General features: G+C 68.3%; 11 protein-coding genes. 6 read left to right on the forward strand and 5 right to left on the reverse strand.

Features of this window, described 5'->3' with window-relative positions; translation table 11 throughout:
- Positions 1-82 precede the first annotated feature (82 nt).
- Entirely contained in the window at positions 83-997 is a 915-nt protein-coding gene (locus BQ8420_RS24575) for a DUF3068 domain-containing protein (protein ID WP_087101628.1), read from the reverse strand.
- Between the two features lie 159 nt (positions 998-1,156).
- Between BQ8420_RS24575 and BQ8420_RS24580 the strand changes: the two genes are divergently transcribed.
- Positions 1,157-2,503 carry an acyltransferase gene (locus BQ8420_RS24580; protein WP_087101630.1) on the forward strand — a complete coding sequence of 449 codons (1,347 nt, stop codon included), beginning with the start codon at positions 1,157-1,159 and terminating at the stop codon, positions 2,501-2,503.
- Positions 2,504-2,507: 4 nt separating this feature from the next.
- Here BQ8420_RS24580 and BQ8420_RS24585 read toward each other — a convergent pair whose 3' ends face one another.
- The gene (locus tag BQ8420_RS24585) at positions 2,508-4,604 is read right to left on the reverse strand and encodes a glycosyltransferase family 39 protein (protein ID WP_235006467.1); all 2,097 of its coding nucleotides are present in this window, start codon (positions 4,602-4,604) and stop codon (positions 2,508-2,510) included.
- Between the two features lie 169 nt (positions 4,605-4,773).
- On the opposite strand from BQ8420_RS24585, the gene BQ8420_RS24590 reads away from it, so the two are divergent.
- Together BQ8420_RS24590 and BQ8420_RS24595 are read left to right on the forward strand one after the other, a co-directional pair.
- Positions 4,774-5,514, forward strand: coding sequence for a bifunctional 2-polyprenyl-6-hydroxyphenol methylase/3-demethylubiquinol 3-O-methyltransferase UbiG (locus tag BQ8420_RS24590; RefSeq protein ID WP_200816087.1), 741 nt, complete (start codon positions 4,774-4,776; stop codon positions 5,512-5,514).
- A complete protein-coding gene (locus BQ8420_RS24595; protein ID WP_087101633.1) occupies positions 5,511-6,290 on the forward strand; it encodes a bifunctional 2-polyprenyl-6-hydroxyphenol methylase/3-demethylubiquinol 3-O-methyltransferase UbiG in 780 nt (259 codons plus the stop codon). Before BQ8420_RS24590 ends, BQ8420_RS24595 begins: the two co-directional genes overlap by 4 nt.
- Before the next feature lie 10 nt (positions 6,291-6,300).
- On the opposite strand, the gene BQ8420_RS24600 is transcribed toward BQ8420_RS24595, so the two are convergent.
- Complete coding sequence (locus tag BQ8420_RS24600; RefSeq protein WP_087101685.1) at positions 6,301-7,590, reverse strand: hemolysin family protein; 1,290 nt, start codon at positions 7,588-7,590, stop codon at positions 6,301-6,303.
- A gap of 199 nt (positions 7,591-7,789) precedes the next feature.
- On the opposite strand from BQ8420_RS24600, the gene BQ8420_RS24605 reads away from it, so the two are divergent.
- Positions 7,790-9,520 carry a PQQ-binding-like beta-propeller repeat protein gene (locus BQ8420_RS24605; protein ID WP_160049414.1) on the forward strand — a complete coding sequence of 577 codons (1,731 nt, stop codon included), beginning with the start codon at positions 7,790-7,792 and terminating at the stop codon, positions 9,518-9,520.
- Between the two features lie 3 nt (positions 9,521-9,523).
- Here the strand turns inward: BQ8420_RS24605 and ligD are convergent, their stop codons facing one another.
- Positions 9,524-10,438, reverse strand: coding sequence for a non-homologous end-joining DNA ligase (gene ligD / locus BQ8420_RS24610; RefSeq protein WP_087101636.1), 915 nt, complete (start codon positions 10,436-10,438; stop codon positions 9,524-9,526).
- A gap of 251 nt (positions 10,439-10,689) precedes the next feature.
- On the opposite strand from ligD, the gene BQ8420_RS24615 reads away from it, so the two are divergent.
- Both BQ8420_RS24615 and BQ8420_RS24620 read left to right on the forward strand, forming a co-directional pair.
- A complete protein-coding gene (locus tag BQ8420_RS24615; protein WP_087101638.1) occupies positions 10,690-11,826 on the forward strand; it encodes a PQQ-binding-like beta-propeller repeat protein in 1,137 nt (378 codons plus the stop codon).
- The gene (locus BQ8420_RS24620) at positions 11,823-13,388 is read left to right on the forward strand and encodes an NB-ARC domain-containing protein (RefSeq protein ID WP_143847544.1); all 1,566 of its coding nucleotides are present in this window, start codon (positions 11,823-11,825) and stop codon (positions 13,386-13,388) included. The genes BQ8420_RS24615 and BQ8420_RS24620 overlap by 4 nt, the downstream gene beginning before the upstream one ends.
- 336 nt (positions 13,389-13,724) lie before the next feature.
- Here the strand turns inward: BQ8420_RS24620 and BQ8420_RS24625 are convergent, their stop codons facing one another.
- Positions 13,725-14,669 carry an electron transfer flavoprotein subunit alpha/FixB family protein gene (locus BQ8420_RS24625; protein WP_087101642.1) on the reverse strand — a complete coding sequence of 315 codons (945 nt, stop codon included), beginning with the start codon at positions 14,667-14,669 and terminating at the stop codon, positions 13,725-13,727.
- Between the last annotated feature and the right edge of the window lie 22 nt (positions 14,670-14,691).

Here is a 14,691-nt window from a genome sequence, read left to right on the forward strand (position 1 = left end):
GGGCGGTCCGGTGGGGATGGTCCGGTTCCGGGTCAAGGGCCGGGGGGTGGGGGGTGAGGGTTGATCGTTCGGGTCCGGGGGTCTACTGGGTGGCGCGGCGTCCGGTGACGATGAGGACGACGGCGACGCCGATGAAGCCGACACCGGCCACCAGCGAGACGATCGGCAGCGTGGTGTTCAGCAGGGGCAGAACGGCCCGGGCCTGGTCGGTGTTCTCGATGGCGGCGGCGCGGGTGGCGTCGTCGTAGACGAGTTCACCGCTCATCATCGTCAGCACCTCTTCGCCGTCCACGACGACGACCTGGTGGTGGTCCTCGCTGACGTTGATCGGCGAACCACTGATCGGTTCGATCCAGTAGGTGCGGATGATGGAGAAGTTCACGTCACCGACGACGTCGCCCTCACCGTCGAGACCGGCGACCTCGCGCGGGATCTCCCGCTCACCGATGACGGTCGGCTCGACGTTCTGGACGAACTTGTAGGCCTCGACCCCGTCGATGTCCTCGACGCCCTGGAACTCCATGGGGACGACCTCTTCAACGGTCGTCTCGAAGAAGTCGTAGTCCCGCTGTTCGGTGTTGAACGGGAACTTCCAGGCCTGGCCGCTCTGGGTCACGCGTTCTTCGTTCACCATGGCGTCGCAGCAGTCGACCGCTTCACCCGTGACACGGTCGTGCCCGGCACGCCGGCTGCTGGAGCTGATTCCGAAGTCGGTCTCGGCGTCCTTGATCCAGGTGAACTGGTCCCACACCACCACGTCATCGGTGCTGGAGGCCACGTCGGCACGCAGGGTGGAATGCGCCTCGACCTGGGCGTTGTCGACCTGCTCGACGTCTTCGATGTTGAAGTAGGTGGCCTCTCCGTTGAGGACGGTGGCGTTGTAGTAGTCCAGTGGAGTCTTCATCAGGGAACTGGCCATCCACATGCGCATCATGGGTGCCAAAGCGAGACAGAAGACCCCCAGCGCGATGAGAACGACCGCAACGGTACGGCGCATGTGTGCCCTCCTGGGCGGATGAGAGTCTGGATCTGGAACTAGGTTCAGTTCCGGGTAGAGTACTGCCCAGTAGTGAACGACGTCACCTGGGCGTGTCTGAATTTTTATAACACGTTCTAGTGAAACGTGTTCTGACTCCCTCCCGTCCAGGAAGGCCCCATGGCGCCCACGCCCACCGCGCCCGAGGACCCCACCTCCGGCAGCCCCCGGACCGACGCGGACGACCCCGCGCGCACACTTCCCCAGGTGAGCGGGCGCCACCACACCCTCGACGGGATCCGCGCCCTCGCCTGTCTCATGGTCCTCATCGTTCACGTGTCGACCGAGACCGGAGACGTGCTCACCCCGGGAATCCTCGGCGGGGTGCTCAGCGCGACGGTGCTCGCGGTGCCGCTGTTCTTCGCCCTGTCCGGGGTACTGCTGTACCGTCCCTGGGCCCGCGCCGCCTTGGACGGCACCCGAGGCCCGAACGTGCCCTCGTACCTGTGGCGCCGCGTCATGCGCGTCTTCCCCGCCTACTGGGTGGTGGCGGCCACCGCGCTGGTGCTGTGGGCCGGTGAGTACCGCGGATCGGTGGTGCACTGGATCGAGGTCCTGACACTGTCGTTCCCGTTCAACACCAGTCCCCACTGGGCGGGCCCCGGGCCCTACGGGCTCGGGCAGATGTGGAGCCTGTCGGTCGAGGTGTCCTTCTACCTCACCCTTCCCCTGTTCGCCGCGGTGCTGCACCTGTGGGCGCGCGGTGGTGCGACGGTGAACGCGCGCGGGCGGCGGCTGATCGGCGGCTTGGCCGTGATGACGGCGCTGTCGTTCCTCGCGCTGATCCCGCAGTACTTCCCCGAGCCCAGCGAGCACATGCACGCCTGGCTGCCGCGCTGCATGGGCATGTTCGCGGTGGGCATGGGGCTGTCCGTCCTCTCGGAATGGGCCTGGCGCGAATCCGGCCCGGACGGCCCGGTACGCCGGCTCTGCCGCACCATCGCCGCCTCCCCCGGCCTGTGCTGGCTGGTGGCGGCCGCGTTCTTCCTCCTGGAGGCGACCCCCGCCGCGGGCGGTCGCTTCTTCGAGCCGGGCAACCTGTGGATCTCGGCCGTGGAGAACATCACCAACATCGGCTTCGCGCTGTTCATGGTCGCCCCGGCGGCTCTGGCACCGAGGCCGAAGGACGGTCCGCCGCCGGCGCTGCGCACCGCCGAGGCGTGGCGGGGCGGGGCCTGGCTGGGCTCCGTGATGCGGCACCGGGTGATGGTGTTCTTCGCACCGATCAGCTACGGGGTCTTCCTGTGGCAGTTCGTGGTGCTGTACCTGTGGCGTGACTTCACCGGCCAGGAGATCTTCACCGGGTCGTTCTGGCTGGACATCATCCCGGTCCTGATCGTCACCACGCTGCTCGCCAAGCTCACCTTCCACTTCGTGGAGGAGCCCTCACGGCAGTGGTCCCGACGCTTCGTCTCACCCGGGGGGAGGGGACGGCGCCCGACGCCGACGGGCCCGCCCCCACGCTGACGGTTCAGCCCTCGTCGTCCTCGGTATCGTCCTCGGAGCCGTCGCCCTCGGCACCCTCCTCGGGCTCCTCCTCCGAGTCCTCGGCCTCCTCCAGATCGGAGGCGGGAGCCAACGGGCCCAGGGAGGACCAGGTCACACAGGTCTTGTCCGGGTCGGTGTACAGGGTGAACGTTTCGTCGCGTTCGCTCACCGGCACGTACCAGAAGCCTCCGTCGGGGGCGGCCGGCAGTTCGGTCTGCACTTCCTCGCCGCCCACCACCACGACCAGGTTGGCGTCCTCCTGGGAGGTGTAGCCGATCGTGGCCACCTGCTCGACCCCACCGAACTCCCACACCGACCAGGACATCAGGCCGTCCCAGTTGTCCATGCAGTCGTCGTCCTCGGCCGGAACGAACGAGTTCACCTGTGATGGCGGGCCCGCCATCACCAGGTTCCCCTCGTCGTCGAACACATGGGCGCTGGGCGCGGGTTCGGGTTCGTACATCCGCTCGGCGAGTTCACGATCGGCCAACGGTGTCAGCACGTACGAACTGAGCCGGCGCGGACCGTTCCACTCCAGGACGATGTCGTCGGGCACCGGCCTGCTGTAGATCCCGGCGTCCTCGGGCACCTCGGCCAGGGACGTGCGCACGTTGGCCAGGTAGGAGCGCAGGCGGTCCCCGCTCAGCGTCTCGGCGTAGGTGTAGGTGGAGTAGCCGGCCGAACCCGCGTAGATCAGCGTGACGACCAAGGCGAGCGTCCAGGTGAAGCGCCCGAGGCGCACCGGTCGGAGCCTGCGGCGCGGGTCGCGCTCCTCCCCCGCGTTACCCGTGTGTTCCCGGGCCCGCTCCTCCTTCGTGACGAGGAACGCCAACGCGAGGACCAGTGCGAACACCAGGGCCGCGTCGGCGACGTAACGCGGGTCCGAACCGACCTCGCCATAGACGTCGCCGCGGGCGATGACGGTGGGGATCGCGTCGGCGAACAGCAGGTAACCCAGCAGGAGCGCCCACGCCCGCCAGGCGCCCCGACGCACGCGCAGACTGGCCACGACGATGAGGGCGAGCACGACCCACGAGCCCAGGAGCACGGTGCCCAGCGGGTCGAGCAGGCCGCCCGTGGGGGTGATCGGGCTCCACTCGAACGGACCGCCCAGGGCACCCACGGGGAACACCTCGGTGACCATGCGGCGCATCAGTTCGGCGGCGGTGTCCCACACCGGCACCGAAGCGCCCTCCCCCGCGGTGCCCGCGTTCTGCCGGACCAGGTAGAGCACCAGGTAGCCCAGGGTGAGGCCGACCATGCCGGACCAGAACCTCCGGTCCAGCCAGAACGCGTACCGGACCGCCTGGAACAGGCCGCCCGGGTACAGGAAGGCCACCGCGAACACCAGCAACAACGGCGGGAGCAGCAAGGCCTTCACCGAGAACAGCATCCCGAACACCACCGCGGCCACGACCCACCAGGCGTACTGGGTCATGCCGGTGCGCAGGTAGCGGACGGTGAACAGCAGCGCCAGAGCGACCGACAGCTGGAACGGCACCGCGTTGAGCGCCGCCGCCCACCAGCCCAGTACCGGGATGGTCAGCGGAGCCAGGGCGTACACGGTGAGGGGCACCAGCAGCGCCCAACGGCGGCCGAACAGCTCCCACAGCAACCGGAAGAAGACCAGGATCGCGGCGACCTGCAGGACCAGCATGGTGCCCGCCGCCGACACCCAGTGGTAGGGGCCCAAGGCGTTCTGCAGGTAGACCAGGAACATGGACCCCGGCATGAAGTGGCCCTTGTGCAACTCCAGCAGGAACTCGGGGGTGAGGTCGCTGGAGTTGGCCGCAGCGAAGAACAGGAAGTCGTCCTCGACGAAGTACGACTCGCTGAGCACGTAGATCTTCAGCGCCGTCGCCACGGCCACGATGAGCATTCCGATCTGGAAGACCCGGTCGTGTCGCACGTGCCCCAGCGCGGTGAAAGCGCCTCGAACGGTCTCCCCGAGGGTGGGACCCTGCCCCTCCGCTTCCTCGACCCCTCTGCGTACTCTTGTGGTCCCGCCCCCCTCGGAAGCGGACGCCCCTGCGCTCGACCCGACCTCGGGCTCGCGCTCGTTGGGGGAAACAGGCGGCATAGGTACTCTCCCCGCCGTAGGTTGGCCAACCCGGAAAATGGGTGCCAGAATACAACACGTTCCACTTTTATTCCTGACCGTCGCCGCAGGTCTCACAGACCCGGCGTCCAGAACAGGAACAGGCTTCATTCAGCCCTGTTCCGGAACGGTCACCAGCACCGTGGGGGTGATGCCGGTGGGGCTCGAACAGGTCCGCCGAGACTGGACCCGACTGGGATCCACCGAACCGCTCTGGGCGGTCTGCGTGGACCCGGACAAGCGTGACGGCGGGTGGAACGACGACGACTTCCTCGCCTCCGGCCGCTCCGACATCGACCCGGCGATGCGCCGCCTGGACGAGCTCGGGCTCGCCGAACGCCGCGGCCGGATCCTCGACTTCGGCTGCGGGGCCGGACGCCTGTCCAACGCCCTGTCCGCCCACTTCGAGCGGGTGGTGGGCGTGGACATCTCCGCGCCCATGCTGGAGGAGGCCCGTCGCCTGGACCGCTCCGAGGGTCGGATCGAGTTCGTGCTCAACGAACGCCCCGACCTGTCCCGGTTCGAGGACGACTCCTTCGACGTCGTCTACTCCGACCTGGTCCTGCAACACCTGCCCACCGACCTCGCCGAGGGGTACGTGCGCGAGTTCGCCCGTGTGGTGCGCCCCGGCGGCACCCTGGTGCTGGGTGTGCCCGACAGCGAGCGCCGCACCTTCAAGGGGCTGGTGTTCAAGTACGTTCCGTGGCCGCTGGTGGCCCTGGCGCAGAAGGTGATCCTGCGGTATCCGGCGCCGATGCGCATGCACACCCTGAGCACCGAGCGTCTCGCCGAACTACTGCCCGGCTCCGACATCGTGGCCTCCGACGAGTACTGGGGCGGCGACCACTGGCGGCACCTGCGTCACTACGTCCGGGTGGGGGTCCAGGCGTGACCTCCACCGGCACCGGCACCAACGCCGGCACGCGCCCGGACGGCACGGTACCGTTCCGCGCGACCCTCGGCCGTTCCGTGGGGCTGTTCTCGGCCTTTCGCAAGGAGCAGACCGACCCGGCGTTCTTCTACGGCAGGCTCGCCCACGACACCGTCTACCAACTGCGCTCCTACACGCCGTTGGACGGCCGACTGGTGGTGGACGTGGGCGGCGGTCCCGGCTACTTCGCCGACGCGCTGCGCGCCGAGGGTGCCCGATGCCTGTGCGTGGACTCCGACGCCCACGAGATGACCCTGCACGGACGGGACGCCGACGCGAACGCCGTCCAAGGAAGCGCCCTGGACCTGCCGCTGCGCTCCGGGAGCGTGGACGTGTGCTTCTCCTCCAACGTGCTGGAGCACGTCCCCGACCGGATCCGCATGGCCGACGAGATGGTGCGGGTCACCCGCCCCGACGGCCTGGTCTACCTGTCGTACACGCTGTGGTTGTCGCCCTGGGGCGGGCACGAGACCTCGCCCTGGCACTACCTGGGCGGTTCCTACGCCGCCGAGCGGTTCGCGCGCAAGAACGGCCGGCGGCCCAAGAACGATTTCGGTCGCACCATGTACTCCGCCCACGCCAAGGAGATGCTGCGCTGGGCGCGCGGTCGCGACGACGTGGACGTGGTGGACATCCGGCCGCGGTACCTGCCCACCTGGATGAAACCGATCGTGCACGTGCCGCTGCTGCGCGAGATCATCACCTGGAACCTGCTGATCGTGCTGCGCAAGCGGTGAGCTCCGCCGGTCATTCGGTCGGCGGGTGCGCGGACCGGTTCGGGCTCAGTTGGATCTCGTCGATCCTGCGACCGTCCGCCTCGGTGACATGGGCGGTCCACCCGCCCAGGTCCACCCGGTCCCCCGGCCCGTCCGGGATGTGGCCGAGCAACACCAGCACCATGCCCGCCACCGTGACGTAGGCGCCCTCGGGGCGATCGGTGATCTCCACCCCCAGGTCCAGCAGTTCGTGCACGGGGAAGGTGCCGGGCAGCCGGAACGCGCCCCCGGCCAACCTGTCGACCTCCGGCGGGTCCGGATCGGTCTCGTCGGTGATGTCCCCGACCAGTTCCTCCAGCAGGTCCTCCAAGGAGACGATGCCGCCGACCGCGCCGGTCTCGGCGATCACCATCGCCAACTGCTGGCGGCCCTCCGTCATCCGGCGCAGCGCCACCGTCAGCGACAGCGTGTCCGGCAGTTGGAGCACCTCCCGGGCCAGGTCGGCGACGTCCTCGTCCCGTCGCCCGATCAGGTCCGACCAGTGCACCACCCCGACCACGTCGTCCATGTCACCGAACCGGACCACCGGTGCGCGCGAGTGGCCCCACTCGGCGAGCCGGGCCAGGGCCTCGTCCGCGCCGGCGCCCACCGACACGGTGTCCACGTCCCGGCGTGGCACCAGGACCTCGCGCAGACGGCGCTCCCGGAGTGCGAAGGCTCCGTCCAGGATCTGCCGCTGTTCCGGGGTGATGTCCCCGCGCGAGGTGATCATCTCGCGCAGTTCCTCCTCGGAGACGTCTTCGCGTTCGGCCTGCGGATCCCCACCGAACAGGCGCACCACCAGGTCCGTGGAAACCCCCAACAGCCACACCACCGGCCGGGTCAGCGTGGCCAGCAGGTCCAGGGGGCGAGAGACCGCCAATGCCCAGCCCTCCGCCCGCTGCATGGCGATGCGCTTGGGCGCGAGTTCGCCCAGGACCAGCGTGATGAAGCTCAGCACCACGGTGACCAGCACGATCGCGACGGGGGAAGCGTAGCGGCCGAGGAAACCCAGGGGTTCCACCAGCGGCCGGGCCAGAGCGACGGCGGCGGTCGCGGAGGCGAGGAAACCCGCGAGCGTGATACCGATCTGGATGGTGGCGAGGAACCGGTTGGGGTCCCGGGCGAGCTTGGCGACGGTGCGCCCACCGGGGCCGCGCGTCTCCATGCGCCGGATCTGCCCCTCCCGAAGCGTCACCAGGGCGATCTCACTACCCGCGAACACGGCGTTCACCACGACCAAGACCAGCACGAGACCGATCTGGGCCCCGTAACCCTCCATCGGTGCTCCCGCGGTCGTCGTCTCGTCGGATTCGGGGTTCTTCCCCACCATCCCCCGCCATCACACGTACACCGCGAATACCGGGCGTTGGATGCCGGACACCAGGCGGCCGGGACTCCCTCCGAGAGCCATGGCATGCTCTGGTCGTGACGATCAAGGCCGATCGTGCGCTCCTGGCCCACCCCATCCCCGAGGAACCATGACCGTCGCCCTCCTCTCCCGCTATGTCTGGCTCATCCTGCGAGCCTTGGCGGTGCTCACGTTCACGATCGTGTTGTGGCAGCGCACGCCGCTGCCGACACCGCCCCCGCCGGCGCTACCGCCGCCGGCACTACTACCGGTGCTGCTACCCCCGCTCCTCGCCTTCGTCCTGTACTTCCTGCGGGCACCCGGCGACCCGCCCGGGCGACCCCGGTACCTGAACCCCTTCTGGGTGTTCCTCGCCGACCTGCTCGCGGCCCTGGTCCTGTTCATCTCGTTCACGCTCCTGTTCCCAGGACGCCCCTGGCAGCTGCTCGCCGCCCTCGCCGCCGCCCTCTTCGCGGCCTTCGCCCTCCGGTGGCGGGCCACCCCGGACCCCGTGCCCTATCCGCTTCCGCATGCCGACCCCCGCCGGCACCCGGCCGTAGCGGTGCCCGCCGTTCTCCTCACCTTGGCGATGCTCGCCGGGTCGGCCGCCACCGTGACCTGGCCTCCGTTGCGAGAACAGATCGCCTGCGGCGGCCTCGTCTCTTCTCCCGGTGACCCGCGCTGGTGGACGGCGGAAACGACCGAGGTCGCGTTGCCCGAGGAATTCCCCGAACCCTCCTGGCAGCGGGTCCTGGGAGCGGACGATCTCCAGTCACGAGAGACGGTCGGCGCCTCGGACCGATCTCTCGTTCTGGCGGGCGGGAACGGGGTCGTGGCCCTGGCCACCGAGGACGGTGCCCCGCTGTGGCACCTGGACACCACCCATCTGAGGACCACCATGCTCCACGGCAACGGCGACTCCTTCAGCCCGGACGGGGTCGCTCACGTCGGCTCCACCGTCCTGGTCGAATACGAGTACCCGCGTTCCGGCAAGACGCGGGAACAACCCGGGCCGCTCGTGATGGCCTTCGACGACCTCACCGGTGAACAGGTGTGGTGTGGCTCCGGGATGCGTGAGGTGGTCACGGGGATCGGGTCCTCGGAGCACTTCGTGGCCTGGTCGGGGGACGAACCCACCCTGTTCGACTCGACCGACGGGTCGGTGGTCGCCACCCTGCGGGGCGGTCCGAGCGGACCCGTGGACTTCGAGGACGACGAGGCGCCCCGGACCCTGGTCGACGACGGCCGGGTGCTGTTGTGGGAGCGGGACCGTCTGTCCGCCTTCGACCTGGAGACCGGAGACGCGCTTTTCACGGTGGAGGACGTGGTCCCCGACCGCCCCGGGGACGGGCCGAGGAGCATCAAGGCGGTGATCGCTTCGGAGGACGTGACCGTCGTGGAGTTCGGCCGTGGCCGCCTGGACGGGGAGGGCGACGACGCGAACTACCTCGCCGCCTACGACCTCGATGGCGAACCCCTGTGGGACTCCACCGGCGAAGGCGTCATGGAGGTGGGCGACCCGCTCGTCGGCGGCGAGCTCATGTACGACCAGGCCTCCACACGCGTGGGCTTCGACGAGCACGTCCTGACGCGGAGCGCACACGGCGAAAGCCTTCCGGTCCACGCGGTGAACCTACGGGAGGGAACGATCACCTGGTCGTCGGCGGACGAACCCTACGGGGACTGCACGTCTTCGGACGGAACGGTCCTGGGCGAGACCCTGTACCGGACGAACACCGTGATCACCTCGGAAGGTTGTTCTCCCCTGAGCACGCGCCTGGAAGAGGTGTTCGGTGTCCAGGACGCGATGGTCGCCTGGTCCGAACACCGGGACCGCCGGGTGCTGTCCTTCCTCCGCTGAGGCTCATCGGCGCTCGGTGCGCGGCCGGGGGACGACCCCGCCCTCGCGCTCGTCCAACAGGCCCAAGGCTCTGCGCGGGGACCTGGCGTGTCTGCGCATCCCCGCGAACGGGCACTCCTCGCGGTCCAGGTCGATGGTGAATTCCTGGGAGGACGTGAGGCCGTCCAGTTCCTCCCAGGTGATCGGGGTGGCGACGGGAGCCCCCGGTCGGGCCCGCACGGTGTAGGGCGCCACGGCCAACTGCCCCTTCCCGTTGCGCAGGTAGTCGACGAACATGCGGCCGTGGCGGGCGGCCTTGCGCACCCGGGTGGTCCACTCGGCGGGTGCGCGGGCGGCCACCCGGTCGGCGACCGCCTTGGCCAGCGTCCTGACCTCGGAGTCGTCCACCTCCGGCCGCAGTGGGGAATGAACGTGCAACCCTCGGGAACCGGTGGTCATCACGTAGGCGGCCAACCCCAGTTCGGACAGGACCTCGCGCACGCTCCAAGCGGCCTGCCTACAGGTGTCGAACGCCTCGGGACCCTCGCCCACCGGGTCGAGGTCGAGGACCATCCGGTCGGGCACACCCAGGCGCGGGGTGCGGGAGGACCAGCTGTGCAGGGTGATGGCGGCCTGGTCGGCGCACCACACCAGCGCGGCGGCCTCCTGGCACTCCATCATGCGGCCGGAGGAGGTCCACACGGTGCGGATCCACCGGGGATGTGAAGGGTGCTGCACGAGGAAACCGGAACCGTCGACGCCCTCCGGGAAGCGTTCGAGCACGATGGGGCGACCCTTGATCTGCGGGAGCATGAGCGGCGCGATCCTGGCGTAGTAGTCGGCCAGGTCGGCCTTGGTGGCCCCATCGACTCCGAAGAGGGGCTTATCGGCGTTCTTGACCTCCACCTTGCGCCGTCCCGCACGCACCGTCGTTCGCATCGCACCTGCCTCCCTCCGTACCGCCGTTCGCCGGATCTACCCGTGGCCCTACCCCGAAAACCACATAAAACATTTCATATCCGGCAAATCACCTGGAGCAATCCCTCTTGGGCAGGAAACGAGTGCCCGATGCGTCGACCTCTACTTCCGGAATCCTCTGCCGGTTCCGGGCCATTGCGATAGGCCTACCGGCACGGGGCGGGGCGGGGCGGTAAATTCGAGGCTCCCGCCCCCAGCACGGCAAGGACGTCATGCCCCAGGCCCCCGAACGATCCCGCCGGTACCGCCCCCTGCTCTGGGCCACGGCCGGCGTGGGACTCGTCGTCGTCGCGGCGCTGACCGTACCGCTCTACCTGGGGTCCGGATTCACCTGCGCCGGGCTGAACGGCCATCGGGACGCCGGAGGCGGCCATCACGACGCCGGACCCGCGCCCGGCCCGGGGCACCCCTTCCTGGAACCGGGCGCCTGGGCCTTGGGCGACGACTCCCACCTGGCCGGCGGCTTCGACGACACCGTGGTCCTGTCGAACGAACACGGTCCTTCCGTGCGCGCCGCCGATGACGGCCGGGTGCTGTGGTGGGTCGAAACCGACGGACGCACGGCCATCGCGGGTCAGGCCGAGGAGACCGTGCTGGTCGCGGCCGGGGATGTGCTGGCCGCTTTCGACGCGCGCTCCGGCGATCGGTCGTGGTGCCTGGACGGGCCCACCGACCCGGTCACCGACACCGGAGCGGGCGCTCGTCTCTTGGCCCGCGTCGACGACGCCTGGAAGCTACTCGACGCCTCGGACGGTTCGGTGGTCGCCGACCTGCCCGGCGACGCCGAGGCACACGTGCTGCTGTCCGATGGCCGGGTGAGCACGTGGACGGAGGAGGGTTTCAGCGGCCACGATTCCGACAGCGGCGAGCACCTCCATGAGGTCGCCGTGGAGGGGATCCAGGACCTGACGCACGTCGACGACAAGACCGTCGTCGACGTGGGCGGCGACCTCGTGGCCTTCGATTCCGACGGCACGCGCGCCTGGCACCGACCGGAGTTCGGCCTCGGCGGTTGTGACACCCACGGTGCGGTGCGAGGGTTCGACGGTCTGTTCCTGGCCGTGGAGGATCCCGAGGGCAAGCCGGTCCCGGTGGCGCTGGCCGGTACGGACGGCGGCGAGGCCTGGCGTGACGGCCCCGAGGTCGACCTTTGCGGGGTGGGCCAGGGCGTGGTCGGCGACCGGTTGTTCCTGAGCACCGGTTCGGTGGTGGCGCCCGAGGGGCCGGTCGCCCACCCGGAGCCGGCCGACGTGGACCTGCGCTTGGAGTTCGCCCCCAACGGCGTCCTGTCCGGCACGGGCCCCACCCGCACTTTCCATCCCGCCCCCGACCCTGAGGAGGACCATTGACCGGAGACGACTTCGACCTCCGTGAGAGCCGAGCCGGCCGAGACGTGATCGGCAAGAAAGTGGTCAACCACTTCCACCGACGACCACGCCGCGCCCTCAACACCCTGCCCGCTCCCCCGCCGGGATTCAGCGGCAGGGACAAGGAGTTTCGAACGCTCATGGAGGCGCTGGATCCGCGCGTTCCAGAACAAAACGTGGTACACGGGATCACGGGAATGCCCGGGGTCGGCAAGACCGCTCTGGCTCTGGCTCTGAGCAACACGGCAATGGAGCGAAGATGGTTCGCGGGGGCACTCTTCATCGACCTGGCCGGAATGAACTCCCAGCCGCTCTCGCCAGCACAGGCCTTGGCTTCTCTACTGCGACAGTTGGGCGTAGCAGAAGGGGGGATTCCCTCAGAGATAGCCGAGCGGAAATCGCTCTACCGACAAAAACTCGGTGAGGCAACTGCGAAATCCGATGGCTCTATCCTCATCGTGGCCGACAACGCCTCCACCACTGCCCAGGTGGAAGCCATCACACCAGGAAATACTCATCGGCTGCTCTTCACTTCGCATCTCGCACTATTCACCCTGGCTGAGGACAGCTTCCACCTTCGTCCGCTCGCCCCCGAAGACTCCTTAGTGCTTCTGCATAAAGCTCTGGGAAGTCACGCACCTGAACGTTTGGTTGAAGAGCCCGAAGCCGCGCGAAGCATCATAGCCAGCTGTGACGGACTTCCCCTGGCGCTTCGGATATGTGCCTCCCACTTGCGTGCGGACCGTGAGGGCTATCTCCACGTCTTCTCATCTCAGCTGGCTTCTTCCCGGCGCCTGGAGCTCTTGGACAGCGGGCAGCAGACCATCTCACACCGTTTCGGCCTGGTCGTTCGGTATCTCAGCCCCGAATCGAGTCGGTTGTGGACCCTTCTCAGCCAGACTCCAGGGGCAATGATTTCAACCGGAGCAGCAGCAGCCCTGTTGGGATCTTCGTTTGATCACACCCGTGCTCTGTTGCTGCGCCTCACTCACCTTCACTTGGTGGAGCAAAGGTTCCACGATCCAGACGGTTGGCGTGTGCACACTCTCCTGAAGACCTACGCCCAGGGTCACACTCCACGCTGGACACAAGACGCCGAGCATCGAGCTTCGGTTCATCGTATGCTCGACTACTACCTCGCGGTCACTGACAGCCGGCAGGGTTCCTGGGTAGGAGATGAAGGTGTTGAAACTCTCGCCGGAGCCGTGTTCCAGGCAGATGCGCTCGGCCACTCCCAAGCCGCTATCAACATCGCGCTACGTATCGCGGATTTCCTTTGGGTGACCGAAGAGGACCGGAAACTATGCCACTCCATCCTCACGGTCGCACTCAAGTACGCCACCAGCAGCAAGTCCTTGAGGCACCTCGCCCAGGTGTGGAATCATCTGGGCACCAACAGGCAGGACTCCGATCGGTTCGACGATGCGGAATCGGCCTTTCAGAATTCGCTGGCACTGGCTCGGGTCGTGGATGAACCGATTCTGAAGGCATCCTGCCAGCTACGCTTGTCCCAGCTCCTACACAAAACCGGGCGGTGTCGGTAACAACAGGTTCTCAGCCTCCAACAAGTTATGGGGATGAGCACCGAGCGCATCGGAACGCACATCACATGCACTTCCACCAAGATCCGGCTAAGCCAATACCCATCGAGACATCGAACCTCCCCGGAACCGGAACCACAGCCACCGGCTCCCTCACCAGACCAGGTACTGGCTTCCAAGCGCAGGCATGCACTCCAGACTTGGCTGTCACGTCTGCGGCGGAAGACCGCCGACAACAGTCGTGCCCAGGTAGTCCTCTCAAAGGGAGCTGTGGCTGAAAGACCGACGCCCGGGCGGGGTTTCCCGGCCGGGCGTCGGTTCGTACTCAAGCGCTGGGAACTACTTGCGCTTGTTGATCTCCTCGGTGAGCTGCGGGGCGACCGTGTGCAGGTCACCCACGACACCGAAGTCGGCGAGCTCGAAGATCGGGGCCTCGGGGTCCTTGTTGACCGCCACGATGTTCTTCGAGGTCTGCATGCCCGCGCGGTGCTGGATCGCGCCGGAGATGCCCAGAGCCACGTACAGGTTCGGGCTGACCGTCTTACCGGTCTGGCCGACCTGGAACTGGTTCGGGTACCAGCCGGAGTCGACGACGGCGCGGGACGCGCCCACGGCCGCGCCGAGCGAGTCGGCCAGGCCCTCGACGACGCTGAAGTCGTCGGAACCCACGCCGCGACCGCCGGAGACCACGATGGCGGCCTCTTCCAGTTCGGGGCGCTCACCCTTGGCCTCGGCGACGCGCTCGACGACCTTGGCGGCCTTGGCGGCGTCGGAGATGTCGACCGAAACGGCCTCCTCGGCGGCGGCGCCGACGGCGGCCTCCGGGACGACGGAGTTCGGGCGGACCGCGATGACCGGCACACCGGTCGTGACGCGGGCGTGGGTGACGGTACCGCCACCGAAGATGCTGTGCTCGGTGACCAGCTCGGCGTTGACGTCGACGACGTCGGTGAGCACACCGGAGCCCAGTTTCACGGCGGTGCGACCGGCGATCTCCTTGTTCTCGGCGGTGGCCGAGACGAGGATGGCGGCGGCGCCCTTGTCCTGAGCGAGCTTGGCGAGCAGCTCGGCCTTGGGGGCGACGACGTAGTCGTTCACCTCGGCCGGAGCCACGTACACCTTCTCGGCGCCGAACTCGGCCAGAGTGGCCTTGCCCGACTCCGCACCTTCGCCGACCCAGACCGCGGCGGGCTCGCCGATGCGGCGCGCGGCGGTGAGCAGCTCGGTGGTGACCTTCTTTACCTGTCCGTCGACGTGGTCGACGAGGACGAGGACCTCAGCCATAATCCTTGAACCTTCCCTGAGT

The sequence above is a fragment of the Nocardiopsis sp. JB363 genome (assembly GCF_900143625.1).
Classification (GTDB): domain Bacteria; phylum Actinomycetota; class Actinomycetes; order Streptosporangiales; family Streptosporangiaceae; genus Nocardiopsis.

Excerpts from the sequence above, each read along its gene's own strand:
- BQ8420_RS24625 (WP_087101642.1), bottom strand. The coding sequence starts at position 14,669 with ATGGCTGAGGTCCTCGTCCTCGTCGACCACGTCGACGGACAGGTAAAG.
- BQ8420_RS24585 (WP_235006467.1), bottom strand. The coding sequence starts at position 4,604 with ATGCCGCCTGTTTCCCCCAACGAGCGCGAGCCCGAGGTCGGGTCGAGC.
- BQ8420_RS24590 (WP_200816087.1), top strand. The coding sequence starts at position 4,774 with ATGCCGGTGGGGCTCGAACAGGTCCGCCGAGACTGGACCCGACTGGGA.
- BQ8420_RS24615 (WP_087101638.1), top strand. The coding sequence starts at position 10,690 with ATGCCCCAGGCCCCCGAACGATCCCGCCGGTACCGCCCCCTGCTCTGG.
- BQ8420_RS24600 (WP_087101685.1), bottom strand. The coding sequence starts at position 7,590 with ATGGAGGGTTACGGGGCCCAGATCGGTCTCGTGCTGGTCTTGGTCGTG.
- BQ8420_RS24575 (WP_087101628.1), bottom strand. The coding sequence starts at position 997 with ATGCGCCGTACCGTTGCGGTCGTTCTCATCGCGCTGGGGGTCTTCTGT.
- BQ8420_RS24605 (WP_160049414.1), top strand. The coding sequence starts at position 7,790 with ATGACCGTCGCCCTCCTCTCCCGCTATGTCTGGCTCATCCTGCGAGCC.
- BQ8420_RS24580 (WP_087101630.1), top strand. The coding sequence starts at position 1,157 with ATGGCGCCCACGCCCACCGCGCCCGAGGACCCCACCTCCGGCAGCCCC.
- ligD (WP_087101636.1), bottom strand. The coding sequence starts at position 10,438 with ATGCGAACGACGGTGCGTGCGGGACGGCGCAAGGTGGAGGTCAAGAAC.